General features: G+C 72.6%; 26 protein-coding genes and 1 pseudogene. 15 read left to right on the plus strand and 12 right to left on the minus strand.

Annotation, left to right across the window (positions count from 1 at the left end):
• Nucleotides 1–137: 137 nt before the first annotated feature.
• Entirely contained in the window at nucleotides 138–890 is a 753-nt protein-coding gene (locus BGP03_RS00635) for an enoyl-CoA hydratase/isomerase family protein (protein WP_296367175.1), read from the plus strand.
• A 16-nt stretch (nucleotides 891–906) separates the two neighbouring features.
• Here BGP03_RS00635 and BGP03_RS00640 read toward each other — a convergent pair whose 3' ends face one another.
• The 4 genes from BGP03_RS00640 to BGP03_RS00655 all read right to left on the minus strand — a co-directional run bounded on the left by BGP03_RS00640 (nucleotide 907) and on the right by BGP03_RS00655 (nucleotide 2,774).
• A complete protein-coding gene (locus tag BGP03_RS00640) occupies nucleotides 907–1,185 on the minus strand; it encodes a hypothetical protein (RefSeq protein ID WP_296367174.1) in 279 nt (92 codons plus the stop codon).
• An 85-nt stretch (nucleotides 1,186–1,270) separates the two neighbouring features.
• A complete protein-coding gene (locus BGP03_RS00645) occupies nucleotides 1,271–1,684 on the minus strand; it encodes a thioesterase family protein (RefSeq protein ID WP_296367172.1) in 414 nt (137 codons plus the stop codon).
• Nucleotides 1,681–2,007 (minus strand): cupin domain-containing protein, encoded by a 327-nt coding sequence (locus BGP03_RS00650; RefSeq protein WP_296367171.1) that lies wholly within the window; start codon nucleotides 2,005–2,007, stop codon nucleotides 1,681–1,683. The genes BGP03_RS00645 and BGP03_RS00650 overlap by 4 nt, the downstream gene beginning before the upstream one ends.
• A gap of 17 nt (nucleotides 2,008–2,024) precedes the next feature.
• Nucleotides 2,025–2,774 carry a MerR family transcriptional regulator gene (locus BGP03_RS00655; protein ID WP_296367169.1) on the minus strand — a complete coding sequence of 250 codons (750 nt, stop codon included), beginning with the start codon at nucleotides 2,772–2,774 and terminating at the stop codon, nucleotides 2,025–2,027.
• An 85-nt stretch (nucleotides 2,775–2,859) separates the two neighbouring features.
• Here BGP03_RS00655 and BGP03_RS00660 point away from each other — a divergent pair, with 85 nt between their 5' ends.
• The gene (locus BGP03_RS00660) at nucleotides 2,860–4,080 is read left to right on the plus strand and encodes an acetyl-CoA C-acetyltransferase (protein ID WP_296367167.1); all 1,221 of its coding nucleotides are present in this window, start codon (nucleotides 2,860–2,862) and stop codon (nucleotides 4,078–4,080) included.
• A gap of 40 nt (nucleotides 4,081–4,120) precedes the next feature.
• Nucleotides 4,121–6,283 (plus strand): 3-hydroxyacyl-CoA dehydrogenase NAD-binding domain-containing protein, encoded by a 2,163-nt coding sequence (locus tag BGP03_RS00665; RefSeq protein ID WP_296367177.1) that lies wholly within the window; start codon nucleotides 4,121–4,123, stop codon nucleotides 6,281–6,283.
• A 67-nt stretch (nucleotides 6,284–6,350) separates the two neighbouring features.
• On the opposite strand, the gene BGP03_RS00670 is transcribed toward BGP03_RS00665, so the two are convergent.
• On the minus strand, nucleotides 6,351–7,091 hold the full coding sequence (locus tag BGP03_RS00670; RefSeq protein ID WP_298799395.1) for a hypothetical protein: 741 nt from the start codon (nucleotides 7,089–7,091) through the stop codon (nucleotides 6,351–6,353).
• Between BGP03_RS00670 and BGP03_RS00675 the strand changes: the two genes are divergently transcribed.
• On the plus strand, nucleotides 7,045–7,188 hold the full coding sequence (locus BGP03_RS00675; RefSeq protein WP_298799394.1) for a LuxR C-terminal-related transcriptional regulator: 144 nt from the start codon (nucleotides 7,045–7,047) through the stop codon (nucleotides 7,186–7,188). The genes BGP03_RS00670 and BGP03_RS00675 overlap by 47 nt on opposite strands.
• Here BGP03_RS00675 and BGP03_RS00680 read toward each other — a convergent pair.
• Nucleotides 7,173–7,868: an SGNH/GDSL hydrolase family protein gene (locus tag BGP03_RS00680; RefSeq protein WP_298799392.1), complete on the minus strand. Its 696-nt coding sequence runs from the start codon at nucleotides 7,866–7,868 to the stop codon at nucleotides 7,173–7,175. The genes BGP03_RS00675 and BGP03_RS00680 overlap by 16 nt on opposite strands.
• Complete coding sequence (locus BGP03_RS00685) at nucleotides 7,865–8,224, minus strand: DUF1330 domain-containing protein (RefSeq protein ID WP_296367161.1); 360 nt, start codon at nucleotides 8,222–8,224, stop codon at nucleotides 7,865–7,867. Before BGP03_RS00685 ends, BGP03_RS00680 begins: the two co-directional genes overlap by 4 nt.
• Before the next feature lie 40 nt (nucleotides 8,225–8,264).
• Here BGP03_RS00685 and BGP03_RS00690 point away from each other — a divergent pair, with 40 nt between their 5' ends.
• The 5 genes from BGP03_RS00690 to BGP03_RS00710 all read left to right on the plus strand — a co-directional run bounded on the left by BGP03_RS00690 (nucleotide 8,265) and on the right by BGP03_RS00710 (nucleotide 10,851).
• Nucleotides 8,265–8,876, plus strand: coding sequence for a DedA family protein (locus BGP03_RS00690; RefSeq protein WP_296367159.1), 612 nt, complete (start codon nucleotides 8,265–8,267; stop codon nucleotides 8,874–8,876).
• 96 nt (nucleotides 8,877–8,972) lie between these two features.
• Entirely contained in the window at nucleotides 8,973–9,785 is an 813-nt protein-coding gene (locus BGP03_RS00695; RefSeq protein WP_296367157.1) for a GAF and ANTAR domain-containing protein, read from the plus strand.
• Between the two features lie 80 nt (nucleotides 9,786–9,865).
• Nucleotides 9,866–10,300: a response regulator transcription factor gene (locus BGP03_RS00700; protein ID WP_298799391.1), complete on the plus strand. Its 435-nt coding sequence runs from the start codon at nucleotides 9,866–9,868 to the stop codon at nucleotides 10,298–10,300.
• A complete protein-coding gene (locus tag BGP03_RS00705; RefSeq protein ID WP_298799390.1) occupies nucleotides 10,297–10,593 on the plus strand; it encodes a Dabb family protein in 297 nt (98 codons plus the stop codon). Before BGP03_RS00700 ends, BGP03_RS00705 begins: the two co-directional genes overlap by 4 nt.
• A gap of 126 nt (nucleotides 10,594–10,719) precedes the next feature.
• A complete protein-coding gene (locus BGP03_RS00710; RefSeq protein WP_296366235.1) occupies nucleotides 10,720–10,851 on the plus strand; it encodes a hypothetical protein in 132 nt (43 codons plus the stop codon).
• A 31-nt stretch (nucleotides 10,852–10,882) separates the two neighbouring features.
• Here BGP03_RS00710 and BGP03_RS00715 read toward each other — a convergent pair whose 3' ends face one another.
• Nucleotides 10,883–11,854 (minus strand): LysR substrate-binding domain-containing protein, encoded by a 972-nt coding sequence (locus BGP03_RS00715; protein WP_298799389.1) that lies wholly within the window; start codon nucleotides 11,852–11,854, stop codon nucleotides 10,883–10,885.
• A 150-nt stretch (nucleotides 11,855–12,004) separates the two neighbouring features.
• Between BGP03_RS00715 and BGP03_RS00720 the strand changes: the two are divergent.
• The 3 genes and pseudogenes from BGP03_RS00720 to BGP03_RS00730 all read left to right on the plus strand — a co-directional run bounded on the left by BGP03_RS00720 (nucleotide 12,005) and on the right by BGP03_RS00730 (nucleotide 15,536).
• A pseudogene (locus BGP03_RS00720) lies at nucleotides 12,005–12,947 on the plus strand (maleylacetate reductase).
• Nucleotides 12,940–13,797, plus strand: coding sequence for an intradiol ring-cleavage dioxygenase (locus BGP03_RS00725; RefSeq protein WP_298799388.1), 858 nt, complete (start codon nucleotides 12,940–12,942; stop codon nucleotides 13,795–13,797). The pseudogene BGP03_RS00720 and the gene BGP03_RS00725 overlap by 8 nt, the downstream one beginning before the upstream one ends.
• Nucleotides 13,794–15,536 (plus strand): FAD-dependent monooxygenase, encoded by a 1,743-nt coding sequence (locus BGP03_RS00730; protein WP_298799386.1) that lies wholly within the window; start codon nucleotides 13,794–13,796, stop codon nucleotides 15,534–15,536. Before BGP03_RS00725 ends, BGP03_RS00730 begins: the two co-directional genes overlap by 4 nt.
• A 67-nt stretch (nucleotides 15,537–15,603) precedes the next feature.
• On the opposite strand, the gene BGP03_RS00735 is transcribed toward BGP03_RS00730, so the two are convergent.
• The 3 genes from BGP03_RS00735 to BGP03_RS00745 all read right to left on the minus strand — a co-directional run bounded on the left by BGP03_RS00735 (nucleotide 15,604) and on the right by BGP03_RS00745 (nucleotide 18,658).
• The gene (locus BGP03_RS00735) at nucleotides 15,604–16,683 is read right to left on the minus strand and encodes a hypothetical protein (protein WP_298799385.1); all 1,080 of its coding nucleotides are present in this window, start codon (nucleotides 16,681–16,683) and stop codon (nucleotides 15,604–15,606) included.
• Nucleotides 16,684–17,285: 602 nt separating this feature from the next.
• On the minus strand, nucleotides 17,286–17,723 hold the full coding sequence (locus BGP03_RS00740; RefSeq protein ID WP_298799393.1) for an SRPBCC family protein: 438 nt from the start codon (nucleotides 17,721–17,723) through the stop codon (nucleotides 17,286–17,288).
• 335 nt (nucleotides 17,724–18,058) lie between these two features.
• The gene (locus BGP03_RS00745; protein ID WP_298799384.1) at nucleotides 18,059–18,658 is read right to left on the minus strand and encodes a TerD family protein; all 600 of its coding nucleotides are present in this window, start codon (nucleotides 18,656–18,658) and stop codon (nucleotides 18,059–18,061) included.
• A gap of 109 nt (nucleotides 18,659–18,767) precedes the next feature.
• Between BGP03_RS00745 and BGP03_RS00750 the strand changes: the two genes are divergently transcribed.
• Both BGP03_RS00750 and BGP03_RS00755 read left to right on the plus strand, forming a co-directional pair.
• Nucleotides 18,768–19,733, plus strand: a complete 966-nt coding sequence (locus tag BGP03_RS00750) for an asparaginase (protein WP_296366291.1) — start codon at nucleotides 18,768–18,770, stop codon at nucleotides 19,731–19,733.
• A gap of 225 nt (nucleotides 19,734–19,958) precedes the next feature.
• A complete protein-coding gene (locus BGP03_RS00755) occupies nucleotides 19,959–20,849 on the plus strand; it encodes a ferritin-like domain-containing protein (RefSeq protein WP_296366294.1) in 891 nt (296 codons plus the stop codon).
• Nucleotides 20,850–20,865: 16 nt separating this feature from the next.
• Here the strand turns inward: BGP03_RS00755 and BGP03_RS00760 are convergent, their stop codons facing one another.
• Nucleotides 20,866–21,426, minus strand: coding sequence for a sigma-70 family RNA polymerase sigma factor (locus tag BGP03_RS00760; RefSeq protein WP_296366252.1), 561 nt, complete (start codon nucleotides 21,424–21,426; stop codon nucleotides 20,866–20,868).
• A 53-nt stretch (nucleotides 21,427–21,479) separates the two neighbouring features.
• On the opposite strand from BGP03_RS00760, the gene BGP03_RS00765 reads away from it, so the two are divergent.
• A complete protein-coding gene (locus BGP03_RS00765; protein WP_296366254.1) occupies nucleotides 21,480–22,172 on the plus strand; it encodes a zf-HC2 domain-containing protein in 693 nt (230 codons plus the stop codon).
• Nucleotides 22,173–22,175 lie beyond the last annotated feature (3 nt).

Genomic DNA, 22,175 nt, shown 5'->3' on the forward strand with positions numbered 1-22,175 from the left:
CTCGACGGAGACGGGCTCGCCCTTCTTGTGCGCGACGACTCCGCGGACCTTCTGCGGCATGGTTCCTCCCAGATCTTCGACGGTCGGGCTCTCCTGCGAAGCCTGCCACGTGAACGCGACGGGTACCGTCCTGGCTCGTGATCGAACGCAGCGATGACAACGAGGTCGCGATCGTCCGGCTCGACCACGGCCCGGTCAGCGCCATGGACGCGGAGCTGTGCGAGGCGGTGGCGGCGCAGTTCCGGGCGCTCGGCACCGATCCGGCCGGTGCCGTGGTCCTCACCGGAACGGGCCGCGCCTTCTCGGCGGGCGCCGACCTGCGGCGTCTCGTGGCGGAGGGCGAGCCGTACATCCGGCGCTTCGTCCCGGCGCTGGACGCGATGTTCCGCGCGGTGTTCGAGCTGGGCAAGCCGGTGGTGGCCGCGGTGAACGGGCACGCGATCGCGGGCGGCTGCGTGCTCGCGGCCTGCGCCGACGTGACGCTGGCGGCCGAGGGTCGGGGTCGCCTCGGGGTGCCGGAGCTGCTGGTCGGGGTGCCGTTCCCTCGCGTGGCGATGGAGGTCGTCCGTTTCGCGGTGGGGGACGTCGTGGCGAGCCGGCTGATGCTCGGGGCGCAGACCTACCCGGTGGCCGAGGCGGTCGCGCTCGGGCTGGTCGACGAGGTCGTGGCCCCCGACGCCCTCCTCGCCGAGGCGGTGGTCCGGGCCCGCGCGATGGCCACCTCGGTGCCGCCCGACACGTTCGCCTTCACCAAGCAGCAGCTGCGCCGCGACACCGGCGAGCGCATGGACCGCTACGCCGACGAGCACGAGCGCACCGTCGAGCTGTGGAACCGCCACGTCGCGGACGGCTGGATGGCGGCCTACCTGGAGTCGGCCACCGCGAAGTGAGGGTGTGCCGGGGCGATCAGGCGGTGGCGGTGCGGATCGGGCAGCCCGCCACGTGCGCCGCGGCGGCCCGCAGCGGCCACTCCGCCCCGCAGACCCGGCACAACCGGGCCGCGCCGCGTTCGATGAGCGGGATGATCGGCTCGCCGCCCGCGAGCGCGGCGGTGGCGAGCGAGTAGATGCGCAGCTCGTCGTCGGTCATGTCCTCGCGAGGCTTGTCGACGAGCGCGCGGATCCGGGTGAGCGCGTAGTGCATCCACACGCCGCTGGTCAGCGGACCCTCCAGTGGGACGGACACGGAACCTCCCGATCGTCGACGGTGACGGCCCGATCCTCGCCCCGCCCGGTCCGCGGCGGCGCGGGATGGCGCGAAGTGAGACAGCTCAGACGGGCAGCAGGGGAGCGGGCTCGCCCAGCGCCGCGGCGATGAGCGGGGGGATCTCGCGCTTGCCGCTGCCGTCGGTGGCGATCACCACGTAGAAGGTGCGCCCGGCGCAGGTGACCTGCGCACCCCTCCGCACCTCGAAGTCCAGCGCGAAGCTGGTGCGGCCGATCCGGGCGGTGGACACGGCGACCTCGACCTCGTCGCCGAAGCCCACGCCGGCCTTCCAGTCGATCTCCGTCCGGACGAGCTGCACGTCGTAGCCGGCGTCGAGCATCGTGCGGTAGGGCAGCCCGCCGTGGAGCAGGAACGCCGTCATGGCGTCGTCGAACCACGCGAGGTACCAGGCGTTGAACACGACGCCCTGCCCGTCGACCTCCAGGTAGCGGACGTGGACGGGGTGGAGGAACGTCATTCCCGGGATCGTTCCGCCGGGGCGAAGACCACCACGATCGACAGGTCCTCGGTGACCTCGGTGAACTGGTGGTGCTCGTGGGCCTTCACGTAGATCACCGTGCCGGGGCCGACGTCGCTCTCCCCGGTCTCGGAGATCAGACGGCCGCGCCCGCGGACCACGACGTAGATCTCGTCCTCGCTGTGGGGATCCTGGCCGTCCTTGCCCCCGACGGGGATGCAGTAGGTGCCGACCGAGAGATCGGCGACGCGGAAGTGTTCCCGGTACTGGTTGGGCTCACCCTCGCGGACGGCGAAGTGGCCTGCGGCACGTAGAACCTGCACACCGGCGACGGTATCGCCTATCCCACACGCTCGCGAATAGTCCTGTTGACCGCTCGCCCGAACGCCGTGACGACGCCACGAACGGTGATCGGTTTGAGCTGGCTGAACGCCTCGGCGAGCCGGCTGCGCTCGTCGGCGGGCCGTCCCCGGTCGCGGTAGGGCTGCAGCACCTCGGCCTGGAACATGGCCATCAGGTCCTCGGCCAGCGCGGTGGTGTGCTTGTCGATGATCTCGTGCGCCCGCCGCCAGGTCTCGGCGGGCAGGCCCGAGTCGAGGACGGCGAGGCTCTCGCTCAGCGTCGCGGTGCCGTGGACGCGGACGCGGCCGGCGTCGAGCCGCGTGATGACGCCGAGGCCCTCCAACGCGTCGACGTCGGCGGGGCCCAGCGCCCGGCCGGCGCGCCGCTCGAGCTCGGTGGCGTCGATCTCCTCGATCTGCTCCGGCACCCACGGGGTGAGCAGGGCCCGTTGCAGGGCGAGGTCCTCCGCGCCCGCCGTCGCGGGCAGCCGCTCCAGCTGGCCCTCGATCGCGGCGAGGGTGAAACCCAGGCCGGACAGCTCGGTGACCAGCTCCAGCCGCGCGACGTGGTCGGGCCCGTAGAGGCCGGTGCGCCCGCGCAGCTGCGGGGCCGGGAGCAGCCCGCGGCTCGCGTAGAAGCGGATCGTGCGGACGGTGACGCCCGTGCGTTCGGAGAGCTGGTCGATCGTCAGCAGATCATCGGGTGGCTGCCCGGGTGCGGGTGTCCCGCAAGTGGTAGGTGCCGCCATGGGACGTCACAGTACGCGTAACCTTGACCTATGTGACAGTGCTGCTGTAACAAAGGTGGCACCACCCGTTGATGGAGAGGTCTGCATGTCCGAGATCCCCGAGGCATTCGTCTACGACGCCATCCGCACACCGCGCGGCCGGGGCAAGGCCTCCGGCTCGTTGCACGAGGTCAAGCCCGTCAGTCTGGTTATCGGCCTGATCGACGAGATCCGTGCCCGCTACCCGGAGCTCGACACGAACACCATCGACGACGTCGTGCTCGGCGTCGTCTCGCCCATCGGCGACCAGGGCGGTGACATCGCCAAGACCGCGGCCATCGCCGCCGGCCTGCCCGACACGGTGGCCGGGGTCCAGCTGAACCGCTTCTGCGCGTCCGGCCTGGAGGCCGTCAACACCGCCGCGCAGAAGGTCCGCTCCGGCATGGAGGAGATGGTCCTCGCCGGCGGCGTCGAGGTCATGTCGCGCGTCCCCATGGGTTCCGACGGCGGCGCGTGGGCCATGGACCCCGACACGTCGTACTCCACCGGCTTCGTGCCCCAGGGCATCGGCGCCGACCTCATCGCCACGCTGGAGGGCTTCTCCCGCGAGGACGTCGACACGTTCGCCGTCGAGTCGCAGGCGCGCGCGGCCAAGGCGTGGGCCAACGGCTACTTCGCCAAGTCGGTCGTCCCGGTCAAGGACCGCAACGGCATGACCGTGCTCGACCACGACGAGTTCATCCGCGCCGGCGCCACGCTCGACAGCCTCGCGGGCCTGAAGCCCTCGTTCGAGATGATGGGCGAGTCCGGCGGCTTCGACGCCGTCGCGCTGCAGCGCTACCACTGGGTCGAGAAGATCAACCACGTCCACCACGCGGGCAACAGCTCCGGCATCGTGGACGGGGCCGCGCTGACGCTGATCGGCACCGAGGCGGCGGGCAAGGCCGCGAACCTGCGCCCCCGCGCGCGCATCGTCGCCACCGCGCTGTCCGGCGCCGACCCGACGATCATGCTCACCGGCCCGGCACCCGCGTCGAAGAAGGCGCTGGCCAAGGCCGGCCTGAACGTCGAGGACATCGACCTCTTCGAGATCAACGAAGCCTTCGCCGCCGTCGCCATGCGGTACATGAAGGACATGAACATCAGCCACGAGATCACCAACGTCAACGGCGGCGCCATCGCGATGGGGCACCCGCTGGGCGCCACCGGCGCGATGATCCTCGGCACGCTGATCGACGAGCTGGAGCGCCGCGAGCTGCGGTACGGCCTGGCCACGCTGTGCGTGGGCGGCGGAATGGGCATTGCGACGATCGTGGAGCGGATCTGACATGGCTGACGACGCAATCGTTCCCGCGGAGGAGAAGTCGATGCAGCAGCAGAAGGCGGTGCGCTGGGAGAAGGGCGCCGACGGCATCGCCATCGTCACCCTCGACGACCCGAGCAGCAGCGCCAACACGATGAACGACGCCTACAAGGCGGCGATGGGTGAGGTCGTCGACCAGCTCGTGGCGGCCAAGGACGAGCTCGTCGGCGTGATCATCACCTCCGCCAAGAAGACGTTCTTCGCGGGCGGCAACCTCGAGCAGCTCTCCTCCGCCGGGCCGGACGACGCGCCCGCCGTGTTCGAGAACGTCACCGAGGTCAAGGCCCAGCTGCGCAAGCTGGAGACGCTGGGCCGGCCCGTCGTCGCGGCGATGAACGGCACCGCGCTCGGCGGCGGCCTGGAGATCGGCCTCGCGTGTCACCACCGCATCGGCCTCGACGCCCGCGGAGTGATCTACGGCCTGCCCGAGGTGACGCTGGGTCTGCTGCCCGGTGGCGGTGGCGTCACCCGCATCACCCGCATGCTCGGCATCGCGAACGGCTTCATGAACGTGCTGGCCCAGGGGCAGCGGATGAAGCCGGACAAGGCGCTCGAGGTCGGCATCATCGACGAGCTCGCCTCCACCCCGGAGGAGATGCTGGAGAAGGCCAAGGCCTGGATCGCCGCGAACCCCGAGGCCACGCAGCCGTGGGACCAGCCGAAGTACCGGATCCCGGGCGGCACGCCGTCCACCCCGGCGCTCGCGTCGATCCTGCCGGCGTTCCCCGCGAACCTGCGCAAGCAGCTCAAGGGCGCGCCCATGCCGGCGCCGCGCAACATCCTCGCCGCGGCCGTCGAGGGCGCCCAGGTCGACTTCGACACCGCGCTGCGCATCGAGGGCCGCTACTTCGTGGAGCTCGTCTGCGGCCAGGTCAGCAAGAACATGACCAAGGCGTTCTTCTTCGACCTGCAGGCCATCAACGGTGGCAGGTCCCGCCCGGACGGCTACGAGAAGTGGGCGCCCCGCAAGGTCGCCGTCCTCGGCGCCGGGATGATGGGCGCGGGCATCGCCTACGTCTGCGCGCTGTCGGGCTGGGAGGTCGTGCTCAAGGACGTCTCTCTCGAAGCCGCCGAGAAGGGCAAGGCGTACTCCGAGTCCCTGGTCGCCAAGGGCGTCAAGCGCGGCAGGACCACGCTGGAGAAGGGCGAGGCGCTGCTGCAGCGCATCACCCCCACCGCCGACTACAACGACCTCGCGGGCTGCGACACGATCATCGAGGCCGTCTTCGAGTCGGTGGCGCTCAAGCAGGAGGTGTTCCGGGAGGCGATGAAGATCGTCGAGCCGGACGCCCTGCTGTGCTCCAACACCTCCACGCTGCCGATCACCGAGCTCGCCGCCGGTCTCGACCGCGAGGGCGACTTCATCGGCCTGCACTTCTTCTCGCCGGTCGACAAGATGCCGCTCGTGGAGATCATCCGCGGTGAGCGCACCTCGGACGCCACGCTGGCCAAGGCGTTCGACCTGACGCTGGGCATCAAGAAGACCCCCATCGTCGTCAACGACAGCCGCGGCTTCTTCACCTCCCGCGTCATCGGCACCTTCATCAACGAGGGCGTCGCGATGCTGGCCGAGGGCATCGACCCGCAGACCATCGAGCAGGCCTCCTCGCAGGCCGGCTACCCGGCACCGGTGCTCCAGCTGATGGACGAGCTCACGCTCACGCTGCCGCAGAAGATCCGCAAGGAGACCCAGGCGGGCGTCGAGGCGGCCGGTGGCACCTGGACGCCGCACCCGTCGGACGCGATCATCGACCGGCTGGTGGAGGAGTTCGACCGCAAGGGCAAGAGCAGCGGCGCGGGCTTCTACGAGTACGTCGACGGCAAGCGGACGCGGCTGTGGCCGGGCCTGCGCGAGGAGTTCAAGGCCACCAACCACGACGTCGACCTGCACGAGCTCTCCGAGCGGATGTTGTTCGTCGAGGCCATCGAGACGCAGAAGTGCTTCGACGAGGGCGTGCTGACCACGGTGCCCGACGCGAACATCGGCTCGATCTTCGGCATCGGCTTCCCGGCGTGGACCGGCGGCGTCGTGCAGTACGTCGAGGGCTACCCCGGCGGCGTCGCGGGCTTCGTGAAGAAGGCCGACGAGTACGCGCAGAAGTACGGCGCGCGCTTCGAGGTCCCGGACAGCCTCCGGAAGAAGGCGCAGGGTCTGGTCGACGCCTGACCCGGCTCCGACGAACGGCACTCCCGTCGCACAGGTTGCGACGGGAGTGCCGTTCGTCGTCTGCGGGTCAGCGCACCGTCAGCTCGGTGGCCACCGTGCCGGTGAACGCCGGCGGGTCGCCGATCGGGCTCGCGATCAGGTACTTCCCCCGGGTCAGCTGTGCCGTGCCGTAGCCGCTGGGAGCGCCTGCGCCGGGCTGGACCGCCGCCACGACGTCGGCCACGGACGCGAAGTCGACGCTGCCGTTGCGGATGCCGTCGAGGGTGGCGGCCGCCTTCGTCGACTGAACGGCGCGCCCGCGGCCGTCGAGGCACGGGCTCCGCAGATCGCGTTGCGGACGGGGGACGCCCCGGTCGGGGTGCTGGCACTCGGGACCGGATCTGCGCGCCGGCTGCGCCGCGCCCGCGAGGTGGCCGTCGAGGCACGACTGCCGATCGAGGTCAGCCGGTTGCGGCTGGAGCTGCGCGGCGCGCGCGAGGGGTTCGGCATCACCTCGCTGCGCGACCGCGTCGCCTCCGCCGGCGGCGGAGCTGTGGATCAGCAGCCCGGCGGGGGAGGGCACCGAGGTGCGGGTGGAGGTGCCGTGCGGATCGTGATCGCCGAGGACCCGGTGCTGTTCCGCGAGGGTCTCGCCCGGCTGCTGACCGAGGGCGGGCACGAGATCGTGGCCGCGGTCGGCGACGGCGGCGACCTGGCCGCGTTGAGTGCACGCGAGCGCGAGGTGCTCGCGCTGGTGGCGGAGGGCCGCACCAAATGCCGGTATCGCCCGCAGGCTCGTCCTCGCCGAACGGACCGTGGAGACGCACATGCGCGCGATCTTCCAGAAGCTGCGCATCGCCGACAGCGGCGACGACCACCGCCGGGTGCTGGCGGTGCTGGCCCATCTGGGTCAGCGCACGTCGTGACCGCGCGCCCGCAGCGCCTCCGCGAAGATGTCGGCGATCCCGGCGTAGCCCCGGTCGTTCGGGTGGAAGTGGTCGGCGGCGAGCTTGCCCTTCCAGTGCCGGGTGCGGGGGTCGCGCAGCTCCGCCAGCCGCACGGTGCCGGTGGCGACCGCCTCGTCGATCTGGGCGTTGAACGCCAGCGCCGCCGCGTAGGTGCCGGGCTGGTTGCCCACCACCGTGCCGGCGGGGAGGCGTTCGAGCAGCTCGACGTGGTCCGCGGGCAGCGTCGGGCGGTAGCGGGGGTTCATGAGGTCGTTGTTGCCGACGAGCAGCGTGACGAGGTCGGGGACGGCGCCCAGCCCCTCCAGGGCGGGGAGCTGGCGGTCGAGCACGTCGCGGACACGGCCACCGCTGATGCCGAGGTTCACCACGCGCCAGCCGGGCTTGCGGGCGGCGAGCTGCCCCACCCAGCCCCGGCGGTGGGTGCTGGCCCCGATCCCGACGGTCATCGAGTCGCCCAGCGCCACCCACAGCGGGCCCTCGGCCTGCAGGGCGGCGATGTTGTCGCGCAGCCACGCGTCGGCGTAGGGGACGGTCTGCTCCTGCACGGAACGGACGCCGCGGGAGAACCGGGACGCCAGCGACACGAACTGCCCCGGTGGGCGGCCGCTGAGGTTGGAGAACTCGAAACGCGTGGTCATCGGGGTGTGGTCGGCTGCAGGACCGCCTCCACCAGCGCCTCCGTACGCAGGTGCGTGCCCTCCTGGTAGCCGGGGTCGCGCACCATGTCGGAGAACGCGCGACGGCTGGGGTACGACACGAGCAGCACGGCGTCCCAGTCCTGGCCGTGCTCGGCGACGACCGGGTCGGCGCCGTGGCCGAAGTACACGACCGTGGCGCCGACCTTCGCCGCGTACGGGCGGAAGTGGGCGATGTACTCGTCGTACCGCTCCGCACCGCCCTCGGCGAAGCGCAGCAGGTTGAGCATCACGACGGGGGCATCGGGCTCGACGGCGAGGAACGCCTTCATGTCGGCGCCTGTGGGGTTGATCGCCATCAGCTCATCCTGCCTGAACGGATTCGGGCATTGTGGACACGTGGCCGACTGGATTTTCGCGATCGTCGACCGTCTCGGGGCTCTCGGGGTGGGACTACTGATCTTCCTGGAGAACGTGGTCCCGCCGATCCCGTCGGAGGTGATCCTGCCGTTGGCGGGGTTCCGGGCCCGCTCCGGCGCGCTCGACCTCCTCACGGTGTGGCCGGCGTCCGTCGTCGGGTCGGTGGCCGGAGCCCTCGTGCTCTACGGGCTGGGCACGTGGCTCGGCCACGACCGCCTGCGGGCGCTCGCGGCGCGGCCGTGGTTCGTGCTGGCGAGCGTCTCGGACATCGACCGGGGCCGTGAGCTGTTCGCGCGCCACGGCGGCAAGGTCGTGCTGCTGTGCCGGTTCGTGCCGTTCCTGCGCAGCGTCGTGTCCATCCCCGCCGGCATCGAGGGCATGCCGCTGATGCGCTTCGTCCTGCTCACCGCGCTCGGCAGCGGGATCTGGAACGCCGCCTTCCTCGGCATCGGCTGGCTGCTGGGGGAGAACTGGGCGCAGGTGGAGGGCTGGCTCGGGCCCGTCTCCTACGTCGTGATCGGGCTGCTCCTCGTCGGACTGGCCGTGCTGGTGGTGCGGCGGTACCGCGGACGGCGGGCCGCCCGGTCCTGACTCCTCGGATGCGGAGCCGGCTTGCCCCGGGCCCCGGTTGTAGGTCAAGCTTCCGCGCCGGTCCCGCGGAGCGGGCCGGAAGCGAGAGAGGTGCACGTGACCACGGATCAGGAGTGGGCCGAGGAGGACTGGGCGGCCGAGCGGACGCGGTTCGCGATCCTGCGGGCCGGTGGCGACCCCGACGATGTCGCCGACATGCTCGTCGGTCCGCTGGCCCGCGAGTTCGTCCGGCTCGCGGAGCACCTCGCCGACGCCGACACCGTGCACGGCGTGCTGCAGCGGGTGGTCCGCGCCGCGTCGGTGGTGGTGCCCGGCGCCGATCTCGTCAGCGTCTCGATGCGCGCCCAGGACGGCCTGCACACACCGGTCCAGACCGAGCCGCTCGCCACCCGGCTCGACGAGGTCCAGTACCGGCTCGACGAGGGCCCGTGTGTCGACGCCACCCGCACGCCCGGCCTGGGCGTGACGTTCTCCGACGACCTGGGCTCCGGCCGCGAGTTCCCGACGTTCGGGCCCGCCGCCGCCGAGCTGGGAGTGCACAGCGTCCTCGCGGTCGGGCTCTTCCCGCACGGCGGTGCCACCCCGCGGCTGGGTTCGCTCAACATCTACTCGCGGTCCCGGGGCGGGCTCGACGAGCTCGACCGCGACCTCGCCCTCGTGCTCGCCGCCCACGCCTCCACCGCGCTGCACGCCACGATGGCGTCGTCGACGGCGGAGCTGGAGATGGCGCAGCTGCGGGAGGCGATCAACAGCCGGGACGTGATCGGGCAGGCCAAGGGCATCCTCATGGAGCGCCGCGGGATCTCCGCCGACGAGGCCTTCGACACGCTGCGCCGCGCCTCGCAGGCGCTCAACGTGAAGCTGGCGCAGGTCGCCGAGACGCTGGTGGAGCGGCGCATCGAGATGTAGGGGCGAACCACAGGGCTTCGCCAGGCTCCTCTCAGGCAGCGGGACGACCGTGGTCCGTACGCCGAACCGAGGAGCCCACCATGTCGACCGCCACGCTCGACCACCCCACCGAGACCCCGCACCGCCGTCCGCGGGTGCTGCTCGTGGAGGACACCGAGTCGGTGCGCCGTGCCGTCGCGCTCGGGCTCCAGGCGTCCGGGTTCGACGTGACGGCGGTGGCGGACGGGGCCGAGGCGCTCGCGGTGTTCGCGGCGGTCGGCCCCGCGGTCGTCGTCACCGATCTGTCGATGCCGGGGATGGACGGGTTCGAGCTGATCAGGACGCTGCGGGTGCGTCAGGTCGGCGTCCCGGTGCTCGTCGTCAGCGCGCGCGACTCCTCGCAGGACCGGGCCGCCGCGCTCGCCGCGGGTGGCGACGGCTACCTCGTCAAGCCGTTCGGGCTCGCCGAGCTGCGCGAGCGCGTCACCGCTCTCGCCGAGAACCCGCCGCGGCGGTGTGGCACTCTCACCGCGTGATCCGCAACGTGGTGGTGGGCCGGGTGCGCGAGGGCGTGCCGGCCGAGGCGATCGAGCGCGGCCTGCAGGCGCTGCGCGACCTGACCGTCGACGGCGTCGACTTCCGGCTCGTCGCCGGGCTCGATCTGGGGCTGCGCGAGGGCGGTGCCAGCTTCGCCATCACCGGCGACTTCGTCGACGAGGACGCCTACCGCACCTACGACCTCGACGCGGAGCACAACCGCATCCGGGCGGAGATGTTCGCCCCGATCAGCGAGATCATCCTGCGCGTGCAGTTCCGGCTGCCCGACTGACCGTCGTGGTGCGGATCGTCCCCGCGGAGGAGGTGCCCTTCGAGGACATCCAGACGGTTCTCGGGCGCCGGGACCACGCCGCGCGGTGCCAGTGCCGGCGTCTCAAGGTCGCCGGCTGGATCTGGCGTGACTCCACCCTGGAGCGGGTCGTTCTTCGCCGCCACGTCCCCGCTCGCGCTGTTCGCGGGCTACCCACTGCTGATCGCGCTGGTACTGGGAGCCGCAGGGTTCGCGGTCGTCCGCCGCGCCACCCCCTGACCGCACCAGTACGTTCGCGGCCGCACACCCGTCACGGCGGGGGTGCGGCCGCTGCGGCGCTTGCGCGGTCAGTACTCGTCGGGGTGCGGCGGGCGTACGCGGGGCCCAGCACGTCCGGCTCCGGCGTCGCCAGGGCCACCCGGAGGAACGACCGCACCGCCGCCGTCGGCTCGTCCGTCCTCCGGCGGAGCAGGCCCGTCTCCACCACCGGCACGTGTCGCGTCAACGGGCGCGTGACGGCGTCGGGCCCGCACACCAGCTCCGCCGACGCGGGCAGTACCGACACCCCCAGCCCCGCGCCGACCAGCGCGACGGCGGTCTGGACCAGGTCGACCTCCCGCAGCGTCGGCTCGAACCCCGACAGCCGGCACGCGCCGGCGAGGTGGGCCGCCAGCCCGCCCCACACCTCGCGCGCGGGGGCGAGGAACGGGCGGTCGGCCAACGAGGCGAGGTCCACCCGCTCGGGCGGGGCGTCGGTGCGGGGCAGCACCGCCACCAGCGGCTCGCGACGCACGACGGCCACGTCGAGATCGGGGCCGACGCCGCCCGCGGCCCCGCCCGGCGGCAGGTGTACAAGGCCGAGCTCGGCGCGTCCGGCGCGGACGTGCTCGGCGACGGCGTCGGTGCCGGCCTCCAGGAAGCGCAGCTCCACCCCGGGGCTCTCCTCGGTGAACCGGCGCAGCAGCGGCGGGAGCACCGACCACGCCAGCGCAGGCACGAACGCGAGCGCCAGCCGGCCGGTGCGGCCCAGCCCGCGGACGACCGCCGCGGCGGCGTCCACGTCGTCGAGCACCCGGCGGGCGTGCTCGACGAGGTGCCGGCCGGCCTCGGTGAGGTCGACGCCGCGGCGGTGCCGCACGAACAGCTCAACGCCGAGCTCGTGCTCCAGGCGGGCGAGCTGCGCCGAGAGCGGGGGCTGGGTGAGGTGCAGGCGGGTGGCGGCGCGGGTGACCGATCGCTCCTCCGCGACGGCGAGGAAGTAGCGGAGCTGCCTCAGATCCATGGTTGTGAGTATGGCTGAGCTTCGGAATCGGTATTGGACGAATGGCTGCCGACCCCCCACTGTGAGCTGGTGCACGCTTTCACGTACGACGCGCTGCCGGCCCGGATCGTGTTCGGCCCCGGGGCCGCGCGCACCCGGCTCGCCGACGAGGTGGCCCGGCTCGAGGCCACGCGGGTGCTGCTGATCGCGTCCACGCGCGACGCCGAGCGCGTCCGGGAACTGGTGGCGCCGTTCCACCCGCGGGTGGCGGCCACGTTCACCGACGTCGTCGAGCACGTGCCCGTCGCCACCGCGGCCGCCGTGCGCGCGATGGCCGTCGACGTCATGGCCGACGCGGTGCTCTGCATCGGGGGCGGCTCCACCATCGGGGCCGCCAAGGCCGTGGCCCTCACGGCGGGTGTCCCGATCGTCGCCGTGCCCACCACGTACTCGGGTTCGGAGGTCACGGCGATCTGGGGCACCAGCGACAACGGCATCAAGACCACCGGGTTCGACCTCGCGGTGCTGCCGCGCACCGTCGTCTACGACCCGGAGCTGACGGCCACCCTGCCCCGCGACCTGGCCGTCGCCAGCGGGCTCAACGCGATGGCACGGCGTCGAGGCGCTGTGGGCGCCCGGCCGCAACCCCGTCAGCACGGTGATCGCGCAGGAGGGCATCGCGGCACTGGCGACGGGCCTGCGCGAGGACGACCCGGCCGAGCTGCTGCGCGGCGCCTGGCTCACCGCGTCCGCGTTCGCCGTCACGGGATCGGGCCTGCACCACAAGCTCTGCCACGTGCTCGGCGGGATGGGCATGCCGCACGCGCGCACCCACGCCGTGGTGCTGCCGCACGTGCTGGCGTTCAACGCACCGGGCGCGCCGGACGCCGCGGCGCGGGTGGCCCGCGCACTGGGCGGGTCCGGGCTCCGCGCCCTCGCGGACGAGCTCGGCGTGCCCCGCGGGCTGCGCGACCTGGGCCTCCCGGAGGAGAAGATCGACGAAGCCGCCGCTCTCACCGAGCCGGTGGTGCCCGCCGACAACCCCGTGCCGGTCGGCAGTGGGGCGTTGCGGCGGCTCGTACGCGACGCGTGGTCAGGAGAACAGCATGGATGAGCAGCGGGAACAGGCGGTCACCGACGAGGTGGTGGCCAGCTTCGCCGACACGGAGGACGAGCGGCTCAAGGAGATCGTCGGGAGCCTCACCCGGCACCTGCACGCGTTCGCCCAGGAGGTGCGGCTGACGCAGGAGGAGTGGGCCGCGGGCATCGGGTTCCTCACCCGCGTCGGCCACATGACCGACGACCGGCGCCAGGAGTTCATCCTGCTGTCGGACGTGCTGGGGCTGTCGATGCTCACCGTCGGCATCAACGCCCCCGACTCGCCGGAGGCCACCCCGTCGACGGTGTTCGGGCCGTACTTCGTCGAGGGCGCGCCGGAGGTCGAGCTCGGTGGCGACATCGCGTTCGGCGCGAAGGGCAACCCGTGCTGGGTGACGGGCAGCGTCCACGGCGTGGACGGCTCGCCCGTGGCCGGCGCCCACATCGAGGTGTGGGAGGCCGACGAGGACGGCTTCTACGACGTCCAGTACGAGGGCGACCGCACGGCGGGCCGCGGCCGGCTCACCGCCGACGACGAGGGCCGCTACCGCTTCTGGTCGGTGCTGCCCTCGGCCTACGGCATTCCCGACGACGGCCCGGTCGGCGACCTGCTCGCCGCCACCTCGCGCAGCCCGATGCGCCCGTCGCACCTGCACTTCAAGGTGGACGCCCCCGGCTACCGCACGCTGATCACCCACATCTTCGTCTCGGGCGACCCGTACCTCGGCAGCGACGCCGTGTTCGGCGTCAAGGACAGCCTGATCACCGACTTCCCCGAGCACCCGGCCGGCGCCGCGCCCGACGGCCGCGCGATCGACGGCCCCTGGAACAGCGTGAACTTCGACATCGTCCTGGAGAAGGCATGACCCTCACGACCGACGTCCTCGTCATCGGCAGCGGCCCGGCCGGCGGCAACGCGGCCCTGTCGCTGGCCACGCTCGGCGTCGACCACATGGTGATCACCAAGTACCGCTGGACCGCCAACACCCCGCGCGCGCACATCACCAACCAGCGCACCGTCGAGATCTTCCGCGACCTCGGCATCGAGGACGACGTGCTCGCCCAGGGCACCGCGCACGACCTCATGGGCGAGACGGTGTTCTGCACGAGCCTCGCCGGCGACGAGATCGGCCGCGTCCGCACCTGGGGCACCCACCCGGCGCGCGAGGCCGACTACACGATGGCGAGCCCGTCACCCAACTGCGACATCCCGCAGACGTTCCTCGAGCCCATCGTGATCGGGCACGCGGCGTCGCGGGGCAGCCGGATCCGCTTCGACACCGAGTACGTGTCGTTGGTGCAGGACGCCGACGGCGTGGACGTCACGGTGCGGGACCGGATCACCGGCGCCGAGTACGTGATCCGCGCGAAGTACGTGATCGGCGCCGACGGCGGGCGCAGCGCGGTGGCCGCGGACGTCGGCCTGCCGTTCGAGGGCGAGATGGACGTCGCCGGCTCGATGAACATCGTCTTCCACGCCGACCTCACCCACTACGTCGACTACCGGCCCAGCGTCCTGTACTGGGTGCTGCAGCCCGGCTCGGACGTCGGCGGCATCGGCATGGGCGTCGTGCGGATGGTGCGGCCGTGGAACGAGTGGCTCGTGATCTGGGGCTACGACATCAACCAGCCACCGCCCGAGGTCACCGACGACGAGGCCATCAAGATCGTCCACGAGCTGGTGGGTGACGACACGATCCCGGTGACCATCCGCTCCACCTCGTTGTGGGGCAACAACAAGATGTTCGCCACCCGCTACCGCGCGGGCCGCGTGTTCTGCATGGGCGACGCGGTCCACCGGCACCCGCCGTCGAACGGGCTGGGCTCCAACACCTCCATCCAGGACGCCTACAACCTGGCCTGGAAGCTCGCGTACGTGCTGCGCGGCACGGCGGGGGAGGCGCTGCTGGACTCCTACGACGCCGAGCGCACGCCCGTCGGCAAGCAGATCGTGCTGCGCGCCAACCAGAGCATCGAGGAGTTCGGCGCGATCTTCGAGGCGCTGGGCCTGCTCGACGCCGCCGAGCCCGAGGTGATGCGCCGGCGCATCCAGGACCGCTCGGCCAACACCCCCGAGGCCGCCGACCAGCGCGAGAAGCTGCGCAAGGCCCTGGACCTCAAGAACTACGAGTTCAACGCCCACGGTGTGGAGCTGGGGCAGCGCTACGCGTCCGGCGCGGTGGTGCCCGACGGCACCCCCGAGCCGGAGTACACCCGCGACCCCGAGCTGTACTACCACCCGACGACGTGGCCGGGCGCGCGCCTGCCGCACGTCTGGCTGGGCCGCGACGGGCGCCGCGTCTCCACGCACGACGTGGCGGGCAAGGGCAGGTTCTGCCTGTTCACCGGCATCGCGGGCGAGGCGTGGGCCGACGCGGCGTCGAAGGTGGCCGCCGAGCTCGGCGTCGAGCTGGTGGCCCACGTGATCGGGCCGGGCCGGGAGTACAACGACCTCTACGAGGACTGGGCCGGCGCGCGCGAGGTGGGCGAGGACGGTTGCGTCCTGGTGCGCCCCGACGCGCACGTGGCCTGGCGCAGCGCCGCGCTGGTCGACGACCCGACGTCCGACCTGCGCCGCGTGCTCACCCAGGTACTGGCCCGCTGATCCGAGGTCGTGCGCGGAAATCGGTGCTGGGGCACTGATTTCCGCGCACGGGCGGCGTCAGCCGCACTCAGTTGCACTTCTTGTCCACGGCGACGTCGGCGCCCTTCGGGGTGAAGCCCTGGGTGGTGTTGCCCGCGATGGTGTTGCCGCAGCCCGAGGTGGCCTTGTCGGTGATCACGTGGGTCTCGATGATGTTCGTGAGTGCCGGGGATTCGCCGGTGGTGACGTTGTCGATCACCGTGGTGGAGTAGCCCTTCACGTCGACGATCGAGTCGGCGAAGTTCTGGCCGCTCGTGGCCGAGCCGTCGAAGCGGTTGCCGCTGATCCACGTGCCGGAGGTCGCCTCCTTCACGTCCACGTTCTCCGCGGTGATCGTGCGGAACGTGTTGCCGACGATCCGGTTGTTCATCGACAGGTCCGGCGGCCCGCCGGTGATCTTCTTCCAGTTGCTCCTCGCGCTGCCCACGTAGACCCCCTCGCCGTACTGCGGCTGGTCGAGGCCGGTGTCGTGGATGGTGGAGCGCTGGATGGTGTTGTCGCTGGAGTGGGTGCGGAAGTGCACGGCCTCGTCGCCGGTGCGGCCGATGTCGAGGGAGTCGAGCAGGATGTGCTGGACGTTGTCGAGCATCACGCCCTTGCCGCCCCCGGTGACCGCGAACCCGACGAGCTGCCACCAGCTCGCGCCGTCCATGTGCACGGTGTAGCCCTTGCCACTGCCCGTGATCACCGCGTCGGCGGGGCCGGTGAGGGTGATCGGGTCCTCCGCCGTGCCGGACGTCGAGATCACGACGGGGGAGTAGGTGCCGGCGGCCATGCGGATGGTGTCGCCGGGCCGGGCCGCCGCGATCGCCCGGGTGAGCTGGTCGCTGCTGCTGACGTCGGTGGTGCGGCCGGTGCCCTTGGCCAGGGTGCGCAGCTCACCGCCGGCGGGCGCGGGCGTCGGCACGGGTGGGGGCGTCACCTCTTCAGTGTCGCCGGACTTCCCGCGCTGGGCCGAGCCGGGCAGGTAGGTCGTCGACACGTAGGACGACGGGGGATCGGCGGCGATGGTGCGCACCCCGGAGTCGGTGGTGGAGTCCCCGCCGAGCCCCGGCAGCGCCCACATGACCACCGCCAGGACGAGGACCGCCCATCGCTGCACCTGCATCGCGTTACGCCCTCCGGGCCGGTCGAGTGTCGATCACTGGAACCGTCCGTGAAGCTACCCGCCGTTGCCACCCCTGTGGGGTGGTTCGGCACCATCCGGTGGGGGGAACCCCGTGACCGGTTGCGAGGTTGCAGTGCTGGGCCTGCGAGGCGCGCGAGACCTGCCTCGTCACGCGGAACGGGGGAGGCGGCCGAGCTGCGGCCCGTCGCCCGGCGACGGCGGCTCACGGCGGAGGCCCTCGTCGCGCGGCACCGCACGTTGCCTCGGGCGGCGCACGCCGACATGCGTGCCGAAGCGGACGAGCTGTTCGGCGAGGACACCGCCGGCGCCGACAACCCCCCGGGCCGGCCCCGTGGCTGGGCCACAGCCACGCCCGCCGTCGGGCGTGCTCGACACGTGCACGTCCGTCGACCTGGATCTGCTCGACCCGGCGGATCTGCCCGCCGTCCCGGAAGTCACCGCGATCAGCGCGGCGGAGCTCCAGCAGCGGCTCGACCTGATGATCGCCGCCACCGCCTCGTCGCGGAACCTGCCGATCTACACCCGCAGCGCCGCCGACTTCGCCGGGATGAGCTCGATGGTCACGGTGACCGGTCTGCAGCTCATGCCGCGAAGACGATGGTGCGACGGTGCAGGTACTCCGCCAGCGCGCCGAGGCGGGTGAGGCGGCGGCGCTGGCCGTAGGCCGACAGCGGGCCCGCCAGCTGCTGCACCACCGCCCCGGCGGGGCCGCTGACCGTGGCCGTCATCGTCACGGTGCAGCCGTCGGGGCCGTCGGGGGTGATCAGGTCGGCGTAGTCGAGCCGGTGGCCCGCCGCCGTGGAGGTCCAGCGGATGCCGCGGCCGGGCTCGCACCAGGTGACCTCCATCCGGGTGGCCGGGCCGAACCACGGCTTGACCAGGCCGGTCCAGCCCGCGGCCTCGATCCGCTCCTCGGCGGTGTCGACCCGGGCGATGTGCGGCGACCAGAGCTTCCACGCCGTGATGTCGGTGAGGACGGCGTGCGCGACGGCGGCGGGAGCGGCGACCTGAGCTCGGATCGGATCACCCGCTCACGGTAGACCGGTAATCGGCGCTTCGCCGTCACGTCGTCGCCCGGACGCAGTGACCCGTGGGGGTTCCCCCGGCCGCGGAGTCACCCCGCCGTCCATCCCGTCGGTGGCCGCCGCGAAGGCCGAGCCGGCCGTCCTCACCGTGACGACCGCGGGCTCCATGGCGGGCTGCTCGCGCGACGCTTCCCGCACCGGATCGGCCAGGGAGGCGCCTGCGACACCCGCGACGTCGTGCCGGGGCGCGACGGTACCGGCGTGGGCCCCTGCCCGGTCTCGACCGGGTCCACCTGCGACGACACCGCGGCCGTGCAGGTCCGCGTCCGCTACGAGGGCGCCGACGGGTGGTACGTCGTGCGCGGCGGGCCGTCTAACGGGGAGTGCCGAACACCTGCGTCCAGTACACGCCGTACGGGCCACCGAGCGCGTGCCCGAGGCCGATCTGCGTCCACCCCGAAGTCCCGCGCCAGCCCGGCCAGCCCGTCCGCGTAGCCCTGGCCGACCGCGCGCACCCGCCACCGCCCGTCGCGGCGGTAGATCTCGGCCAGCAGCACCACGGTCTCGGTGTGCAGCCGGGGCGCGCTCAGCCGCGCGAACGCGGTGCCGTCGCCCAGGACGCAGGCGGGCGGCGGCAGGGCCCCGAACGCGACGCCTTCCTCCGCCGGCGACGCGACCACCACGACCTTCGCGGCGCCGCGCCTCAGCCGCGCCGGCGTCACCGTGAGACCCGCCGGGCCCAGCACCACGCCGGGGCCGGTGGGGGCGTTCCAGAACACCCTGTCGGCGTCGCCCGAGACGGACCCCCACGCGTCCACGACGAGGGCGGAGAGGTCGAACGGGCCAACGGGCGCGACCGTGACGGCGGCGCCGGGCAGCGCGATGTTCGCACCCGGCAGGAGATCGACCACCACGCCCGTCCAACTCACGGGCGGTAGGCCCGGTTCCCTCCCGTCCCGCGAGCCCTCACCCGGACCGCGCTGGTGGTGGCCCGCGGCCGACCGCACCGTCGCGCGCCGCGTACCGTCGCCCCCCGTGATGAGTGAGAAGGCCGAGGTCCTCGCCGAGGTGGTGCGGGGGGACGTCGTCGAGTCCGTGCACCTGGGCCACCTCGTGGCCCTCGACGCGCACGGTGTGCCGGTGCGGGCCGTCGGCGACCCCGGCGTCACCTTCTACCCGCGCTCGTCGCTCAAACCCGTGCAGGCCGTCGCGATGCTGCGCGCCGGGCTCGACCTCGACGGGGAGCAGCTCGCCCTCGCCGCCGCCAGCCACTCCGGCGAGCCCGCCCACCTCGACGGCGTCCGCGCGATCCTGGCCGGCGCCGGACTGACCGAGGCCGACCTGCAGAACACCCCGGCCCCGCCGTGGGACGCCGAGGCCGCCTACGCGTGGCGCGTCGCCGGGCACGGGCCGTCGTCGCTCGTCCAGAACTGCTCGGGCAAGCACGCCGCGATGCTCGCCACCTGCGTCGCGGCCGGCTGGGAGCACCGCACCTACCTCGAGCCCGGACACCCGCTGCAGCAGGCGATCCGGGCGTCGGTCGCCGGGCTCACCGGTGACGGCGACCCCGCGCACACCAGCGTCGACGGCTGTGGGGCGCCGCTGTTCTCCTGCACGGTCGCGGGACTGGCGCGGGCGTTCGCCCGGATCGCCACCGCCGCCGACGGCACGCCCGAGCACCGCGTGGCCACCGCGATCCGCGAGCACCCGTGGTTCCTCGGCGGCACCGGGCGCGAGGTGACCGCGTTCATCGAGGGCGTGCCGGGCCTGATCGCCAAGGACGGCGCCGACGGCGTGTTCGCGGCGGCCCTGCCGGACGGCCGGGCGCTGGCGCTCAAGGTCCTCGACGGCTCCCCGCGCCCGGTGCCGGTGGTGGTGGCCGGAGCGCTGCGGGCCCTCGACGTCCCGCTGCCCGACGGGCTGGGCCGGGTCGACGTCCTGGGCCACGGCCGGTCGGTGGGAACAGTGCGGTCGCCGTTGCCCGGGCATTTCTCCGTGAATTAAGTTCTCGGTCGAATCCGTGAAGAATATCCTTGCACTTAACGATCTCCACTCCAATGGGGTAATTTCCGATCGGGCCAGATGTCGTTGAACCGGATAGCGGCGTCTCGGCGCTGCGCTCCTGCTCCAAGCGGGTGCTCCCCTATTTCCACCGAGGAGAATGCAGTGTTCGAGGGGTTCAACCAGACGTTCGTGAAGAACGCGATCAGCCGCAGTTCCGAGAACCCGATGGACCGTCGCCGATTCCTGCGCGCCGCGGGAATCGGAACCGCGGGTGTCGTCGGTGTCGGGGCGCTCGGCGTCACGGCCGGCCAGGCGTTCGCGGGTGGCGCCGACGCCCCCAAGGGACCGAGCGACGGCGCGGTGCTCAACTTCGCGCTCAACCTCGAGTACCTCGAGGCCGAGTACTACCTGCGCGGGGCGTTCGGCAAGGGGCTGGCCGACAGCGACATCGACGGCACCGGCACGCTGGGCGGCGTCACCGGCGGCTACAAGGTGAAGTTCGAGTCCAAGCTCGGCAAGCAGTACGCCGAGGAGATCGCCTACGACGAGCTGCACCACGTCGAGTTCCTCCGTGCGGCGCTGGGCGACGCCAAGGTCGCCCGCCCGGAGATCAACCTGACCGACGCGTTCAACGCGGCCGCCACCGCGGCCGGGCTGATCAAGCCGGGTGAGTCCTTCGACCCGTTCGCCAACGAGGACAACTTCCTCCTCGGCGCGTTCGTGTTCGAGGACGTGGGCGTCACGGCCTACAAGGGCGCCGCGGCCCTCATCTCGAACAAGACCTTCCTCGAGGCGGCCGCCGGCATCCTCGCGGTCGAGGCCTACCACGCGGGCCTCATCCGCACCGTGCTGCTGGCCAAGGGCCTCGACGTGCCCGCCGGCGCGATCTCCGACGCCCGCGACAGCCTGGACGGCAAGACCGACGACGACCAGGGCATCGTGGACGACAAGGGCCGGGCGAACATCGTGCCGACCGACGCCAACGGCATCGCCTACTCGCGCACCGCGGGCTCGGTGCTGAACATCGCCTACCTGAACCCGGCCAAGGTCTCCAAGGGCGGATTCTTCCCCGACGGCGTCAACGGCGAGATCAACACCAGCGACAAGAACAACTGATCACACTGTTCGGCGGTCAGCCCTCGCTCGCGCGCCGCGAGCGGGGGCTGTCCGCCATCGCGGCCACCAGATCCTCGCGTGCCCGGGCCACCCGGGAACGGATCGTGCCCACCGGGCAGCCGCACACGTCGGCGGCGTCGGCGTAGCTCAGGTCCAGCACCTGGGTGAGCACGAACGCCTCGTGCCGCTCCGGATCCAGCGCGTCGACGAGGCTGCGCAGCACCACCGCCTCGTCCGCCGCCGAGCGCACGCCGCCGAAGGCCTCCCAGTCCGCGACGCCCGTGGTGCGGGGGCGGCGCACCGCCGTGCGGACGGCGTCGGCGGCGGCGTGCCGGGCGATCGAGAGCAGCCACGTGCGCGCCGAGGACCGGCCCGCGAACTGCGGCAGCGACCGCAGCGCGCGCACGTAGGTGTCCTGCGCGATGTCGTCGGCGTCGGCCGGCCCGGCCAGATGCACGACGAACCGGTGCACGTCACGCTGGGTGGCCCGCACGAACTCCGCCAGGGCCATGCGGTCGCCACCGCCGGCCGCCGTGGCGAGGGCGGTGATGCGCGCGTCGTCGGAGCGCTCGGCCATGGCGCCACAGTATCCACGGGAACTTTCCGCCGGCCCGCGGCGACCGTATGGACATGCTGTGTGCTGACGCACGGGACGCCATCTCGGCCCGGCTCGACGACGAGGAGCTCCCCGGTGAGGCCGCGGCCCTCGACGCCCACCTGGACGGGTGCGCCGGCTGCCGGCAGTACGTCGACCGGGCCGCGCACGTCACCCGCCTGACGCGCACCCGCGCGGTCGAACCCGCCCCGGACCTGGTGGCGGCCGTGCTCGCGGCGGCGCCATCGCGTCCTCGCCGGATCGGTGCCTCCGGGGTCCGGCTGGGCCTGGGCGCCGTCGGCATCGGGCAGTGCGCGCTGGCCATCAGCGGCATCGTCGGGGCCGGTGGGGGAGCGGCGGCCCACATGTCGCACGAGAGCGCGGCGTGGAACCTGGCGCTCGCCGTCGGGTTCCTCTGGGTGGCCACCGGTACCGCCCGGCGGACGTCCGGGCTGGTGGCGCTCGTGGGCGCGTTCGTCGGGGTGCTGGGGGTGCTGAGCGTGCTCGACCTGCTCGTCGGCCGGGTCGACCCGGTCCGCCTCGCCACGCACCTGCTCGTCGTCGTCGGTTTCGTACTGCTGCTGGTGCTGCAGCGGATCGACCGCCGAGGTGGCGGCGACGGACTGGCTCTGCACACACCCGCGCACCGTTCCGGGCAGGCCGACGAGCCCGAGGAACCCTCCGGCGGCCTTGGTCTGGCTCCCACCGCCCATCACGAGGCCGCATGATGA

The organism is Pseudonocardia sp. 73-21 (genome assembly GCF_001899645.1).
In the GTDB taxonomy this organism is placed as follows: Bacteria; Actinomycetota; Actinomycetes; order Mycobacteriales; family Pseudonocardiaceae; genus Pseudonocardia.